Here is a 4,998-nt window from a genome sequence, read left to right on the forward strand (position 1 = left end):
TAAATAATCAATTTATTAATTTGAATACTTAGGGAGTAAAACAATTTAAAACAAAAATATTCCTTATTTGAACTTGAGCTTTTAAAGAAAAATTCCCTAAGTTTTTAATCATCAATTTTATGTAACAAGACAAATCTTAAATTTATGTTAGAAATCTCTTTATTAACAAAAGCATTAATTAGCTTTTTAATTGCTATTTCAGGTTTTTTAATATTATTAATTATCAATCAGATATATTCAAGGCATGATAAAAGCTACAAAGTGGCAAAAGAAATATATTTATCTAATACTCATGTAGTAGATTTATTAAGAAATAAAATATTATTCAGCATTGTTGCTTTTAATAACTCTAAATATAAACATCTGTATACTATTTTTTTAATCGGGTTTAACATGAAAATGCTTAAAGTAGAATTAACTTTATTGCAGGAACAAGATAAGTGGGTATTAGGTCATATTTTTGTTAGTGAAGTACACATTCCACGCTCCTTATAATCACCCCCGTTCTGCGTATAGTTTTGCATAAGCAAGTCTACGACACTTTACTTTGCCAATCTCTCATTGGCTTGTAGGTGCGTAAGCATGAAAGGTAAGTTTTATTTTTTGATAGTGAGCAGGTTATAGTTAGACAAATAAATTTTGCCTTTTTATTCCGGATTTTATCTAAATGAGGTCTTTAAGCCTAATTTTTTAAGTTTTGGCAGAAAATACTTATTTTTGCAAGTAAAAAAAATGAAATATGAAAACTGTTACTATATCTGAGGTAGAATATTTGCAAATGCAAGAGCATATCAAACTCCTCCAACAACAGTTAGCGTTGTTGCAAGACGCAACTTTTATGCAAAACTTGCAGTCTTTTATTGCCCTTTATTTGCAAATTCAAAAAAGTCCAATCACCTATTTGCCTATTACCCAAGCAGAAATAGGAAAAGAGGGAGACAGCGAAGAGACTTTTGGAATGTGGGCAGATAGAGATATTACCCAAGAAAGTCTTAGAAAACAAGCATGGGGGACAAGAATATGAGTTGGGTGCTATGCGATACCAATGTGTTTGTCCATTATTTTAAGGGGAATGAAGAAACCAAAGAGATTCTTTTGTATAAAATAGGCGAGGAGTACATTTTAGTACCTTCTTTAGTATTGATGGAACTGTGCAAAGGAGTTTGGAATAAAAAAGAATTAGAAGCTCTGCTTAAAAAAATGCAAAGTTATAAGATTTTGCATTTCAATGAGTTAGTGTCATAAAAATCAGTAGAGCTAATAAAGAAATATCACCTAAGCCACAACTTAAGTGTTCCTGATTCTATTATTGCCGCCATGTGCCTTGTCTATCACCTGCCCTTATTCACTTATAATCTTGCTGATTTTCAATTTATTGAAGGCATTGATATATTTAGAATATGAGTTATTATTCTACCCCACTGAGCAGGATTTACAATCTCGCCCTCCTTTATTGAGGGCTTTGCGATCCAAGTTTATCATGTATTTATAATCTCGCTTTTCTATTCCAGATTTACCCATGATTTTCCCTATCTTTGTCTAAAACAAGATAGAATATGATAGCACGAAAATACATCAATCCTTTCACAGATTTCGGCTTTAAAAAGATATTTGGTGAAGAAGCAAACAAAGACCTGCTCATTGATTTTTTGAATGAATTGCTCACTGACAAGGGCAAAATTATTGACCTAACCTACCTCAAAAGTGAGCATTTGGGGACAACAGACTTGGATAGGAAAGCTATTTTTGACCTTTATTGTGAAAACGAAAAAGGAGAGAAATTCATTGTAGAAATGCAAAGAGCAAAACAGGATTTTTTTAAGGATAGGAGTTTATACTACGCTACTTTTCCCATTCAAGAACAGGCAAAGCGAGGCGATTGGAACTATCAATTGAAAGGGGTTTATTCTATAGCCATTACCGATTTTCTCATAGACGATGACAAAGCAAACAAAAGCAAGATAGCGCATGACATCAGACTGATAGAAAAGGAAACACACAAGATATTTTATGACAAGTTGCGCTTTATCTATGTAGAAATCAAGAAGTTTGACAAAAGTTTAGAGGAGATAGAAACGCATTTTGACAAGTGGTTGTATGTGCTAAAAAACTTAGTAAAAATAGAGGAGATACCTTCCAAGTTGCAAGAAAAAGTGTTTAGAAAGCTGTTTCAAATCGCAGAGATTGCACGTTTTGATGAGAAGCAGTTGCAATCTTACCGAGATAGTGAAAAGAACTATTTGGACTTTACAGCCTCTTTGGAAACTTCGTTTAATGAAGGGAAAATTGAAGGGAAAGTGGAAGAAAAAATAGAAATAGCTAAGAATATGATTTTAGATGGTGAACCTAATCAAAAAATTGCAAGGTACACAGGTTTAACCCTTGAGCAGATAGAAGCCTTGAGGAAGGAAGTGAGGTAGGGGGAATGGCAAACTCTTATTTCTACCCTGTCTTTTGGCTTGGGCATGAAGGGCTTGGACTACACTGCACCAAGTCCGAATGTAGAGAATAAGTTTACCTTCAATGGCAAGGAGAAGCAGACAGAACTTGGGCTGCACTGGCACGACTACGGGGCGAGGAACTATGATGCTCAGATAGGGAGGTGGCATAGTATAGACCCTCTGGCTGAGAAAATGCCTTCTTGGTCGCCTTATAACTATGTATTCAATAACCCGATTAGGCTGATTGACCCTGATGGGAAGATGCCGAGTGGCGGATGTCCTCCTGGGGTAGATTGTACTCAATTTGTAAGGCAAAAAGTGAATGACAATGTATTACAACCTATAAAGAATGGAATAGAAATAGCTATCAATGCTCTATCAAATGGATTATCAGCTTTAGGTGATTTATTGACCTTAAAAAAAGGAAATGACGTAATGACGATTGGAAGTGGCGAAGAGAAAAACTGGGGAATAAGCATCATGAGTAATGGAGGTAAAAATAATGTCATTGAAACAGATAAATCAATGAATGTTATTGAAATTCAAGAAAGTGATTTGAATGAAGTAAAAAGTGCCCTTAATGTTGGAGAATTGGGTTTTAAAAATGATAAATCTAAAAATCGTTATGAAATTCATGCAGCTCCCAAAGGAGGAGATGGAGGAGCAGATGTAATTTCAGCGGCAAATGCTAAAGATGGATATGCTAAAACTACTGAACAGAAAATTGATTTTCCTATACTTACAGATTCTGCGGTTTTAGCTGGTTCCCTCAAAGGGACAACCAATATAGGATATAGATATATAGGCAATAATAAGGTAGAAGTTACCAATTATAACTATAATCATTCAACTAATAAGCAAACCACGCTTCAGAAAGATACATTTAGAATTAAATAATGAGCGAATCAAGTATAGTTATGAAAAGTAGGAACTTATTATTCACTTTTATTTTACTTTTTCTGTCTTGTCAAAGCCAAGAAGAGTATTATTATGAATACCATGAAAACGGTAAAGTAAAATGTAAAATCAAGAGAATTAACCAAATAGCCAATGGAGAGGCGATTTGGTATCATCCTAATGGCAATATTGCTACTAAAGCAACTATGGTCAATGATAAAATAGAAGGAGTATCTTATCATTACTCCGAAGATGGAAAACTTATTTCTATTGATTCTGTAAGAAATGGGAAAGCACATGGTAAGATTTTGACATTCTACCCAAATGGGAATACTAAGTCATTGGGAAGTTTTAAAAATGGGAAAGCACATGGCAAGATTTTGACATTCTACCCAAATGGTAATATCAAATCAGTAGAAAGTTTTAAAAATGGAAAGTTGAATGGGGAAAATTTTTATTATGCAGAAGAGGACAGTGGGAGGTTGGTAAAAAAGAATAGGGCATTTGTTATTCAAGATTCTGCCTATTATATCAGTGCTACTACTTATGATGTCAATGGAAAAATCAAACAAAGAGGTGCCTTAGTATATGTAGAAATGGAAAAAGATACTGTGCATTTAGGAGAGAATTTTAAGGCTAAATTAACCCTCATGAATGCTCAGTATGATTCATGTGAATTACATTATGGAGATTTTGATGAAGATTTTGTGTTACAAGATTCTACTTCTGAAAAAGTTGTTATTGTAAAAGGTAACGAAGCACAAATAATTTTAAAACCACATAAATTAGGAAAAAACTACTTACGTGGGTATATGAAAGACTTTGTTACGGTATGGACACATGACAAGAAAAGAATTAAGCAATATAAATTTGAAACTATTATTGAAAATGCACCAAAGGAGTCTAACCTCATAGTTGTCAGTTCTACTATAGGGCATTACTTTGAGTATGAGTATTTTGTAGTAGATAAGTAACACCCGTTTGCTGAGAGTTAAAACGCTTTTCTCTACACAGTTCGGTAAGCAAATCTCCGATTTGCATGTAGGTGCAAAGCATGAGAAGCAAGTTTTATTTATTGATAGTCAGTAGGTTATAATTGGGGAAATCAAATTTTTGTACGGTTCGCCGTTGCGACTCCACTCCAGATTTTTGATTCCAGATTCCTCATTGATATTTCCTCATTTTTCCCTATCTTTGTCTAAAATAAAAGTAGGCACATGATAGCACAAAAATACATCAATCCATTCACAGACTTCGGCTTTAAAAAGATATTTGGTGAAGAGGCAAACAAAGACCTGCTCATTGATTTTTTGAACGAACTGCTCACTGACAAAGGTAAAATCATAGACCTGACTTATTTGAAAAGTGAGCATTTAGGCACAACCGACTTGGATAGGAAAGCCATCTTTGACCTTTACTGTGAAAACGAAAAAGGAGAAAAGTTCATTGTGGAAATGCAAAGGGCAAAACAGGATTTTTTTAAGGATAGAAGTCTTTACTACGCCACTTTTCCCATTCAAGAACAGGCAAAGCGAGGTGATTGGAACTATCAATTGAAAGGGGTTTATTCCATAGCCATTACTGATTTTCTCATAGATGATGACAAAGCAAACAGAGGCAAGATAGTGCATGACATCAGACTGATAGAAAAGGAAACACA

The 4,998-nt window shown here is 34.1% G+C and carries 7 protein-coding genes; all 7 read left to right on the forward strand.

Annotated features, from left to right (window positions below; translation table 11 throughout):
- Positions 1-144: 144 nt before the first annotated feature.
- Positions 145-495, forward strand: coding sequence for a hypothetical protein (locus BM141_RS22020; protein WP_091549566.1), 351 nt, complete (start codon positions 145-147; stop codon positions 493-495).
- Between the two features lie 244 nt (positions 496-739).
- On the forward strand, positions 740-1,024 hold the full coding sequence (locus tag BM141_RS22025) for a hypothetical protein (protein ID WP_091549593.1): 285 nt from the start codon (positions 740-742) through the stop codon (positions 1,022-1,024).
- Positions 1,006-1,245, forward strand: a complete 240-nt coding sequence (locus BM141_RS22030) for a PIN domain-containing protein (protein ID WP_091549594.1) — start codon at positions 1,006-1,008, stop codon at positions 1,243-1,245. The genes BM141_RS22025 and BM141_RS22030 overlap by 19 nt, the downstream gene beginning before the upstream one ends.
- 311 nt (positions 1,246-1,556) lie before the next feature.
- Positions 1,557-2,420 carry an Rpn family recombination-promoting nuclease/putative transposase gene (locus tag BM141_RS22035; RefSeq protein WP_091549595.1) on the forward strand — a complete coding sequence of 288 codons (864 nt, stop codon included), beginning with the start codon at positions 1,557-1,559 and terminating at the stop codon, positions 2,418-2,420.
- 45 nt (positions 2,421-2,465) lie between these two features.
- Positions 2,466-3,338 carry an RHS repeat domain-containing protein gene (locus BM141_RS22040; protein WP_091549596.1) on the forward strand — a complete coding sequence of 291 codons (873 nt, stop codon included), beginning with the start codon at positions 2,466-2,468 and terminating at the stop codon, positions 3,336-3,338.
- Positions 3,338-4,312, forward strand: coding sequence for a toxin-antitoxin system YwqK family antitoxin (locus BM141_RS22045; protein ID WP_091549597.1), 975 nt, complete (start codon positions 3,338-3,340; stop codon positions 4,310-4,312). Before BM141_RS22040 ends, BM141_RS22045 begins: the two co-directional genes overlap by 1 nt.
- A 243-nt stretch (positions 4,313-4,555) precedes the next feature.
- Positions 4,556-4,998: Rpn family recombination-promoting nuclease/putative transposase (locus tag BM141_RS22050; protein ID WP_143091076.1), on the forward strand; the 443-nt coding region annotated here is incomplete at its 3' end.

Origin of the sequence: Thermoflexibacter ruber, from assembly GCF_900113045.1 — a bacterium.
GTDB lineage: Bacteria > Bacteroidota > Bacteroidia > Cytophagales > Thermoflexibacteraceae > Thermoflexibacter > Thermoflexibacter ruber.

Excerpts from the sequence above, each read along its gene's own strand:
- BM141_RS22020 (WP_091549566.1), top strand. The coding sequence starts at position 145 with ATGTTAGAAATCTCTTTATTAACAAAAGCATTAATTAGCTTTTTAATT.
- BM141_RS22025 (WP_091549593.1), top strand. The coding sequence starts at position 740 with ATGAAAACTGTTACTATATCTGAGGTAGAATATTTGCAAATGCAAGAG.
- BM141_RS22030 (WP_091549594.1), top strand. The coding sequence starts at position 1,006 with ATGGGGGACAAGAATATGAGTTGGGTGCTATGCGATACCAATGTGTTT.
- BM141_RS22035 (WP_091549595.1), top strand. The coding sequence starts at position 1,557 with ATGATAGCACGAAAATACATCAATCCTTTCACAGATTTCGGCTTTAAA.
- BM141_RS22040 (WP_091549596.1), top strand. The coding sequence starts at position 2,466 with ATGAAGGGCTTGGACTACACTGCACCAAGTCCGAATGTAGAGAATAAG.
- BM141_RS22045 (WP_091549597.1), top strand. The coding sequence starts at position 3,338 with ATGAGCGAATCAAGTATAGTTATGAAAAGTAGGAACTTATTATTCACT.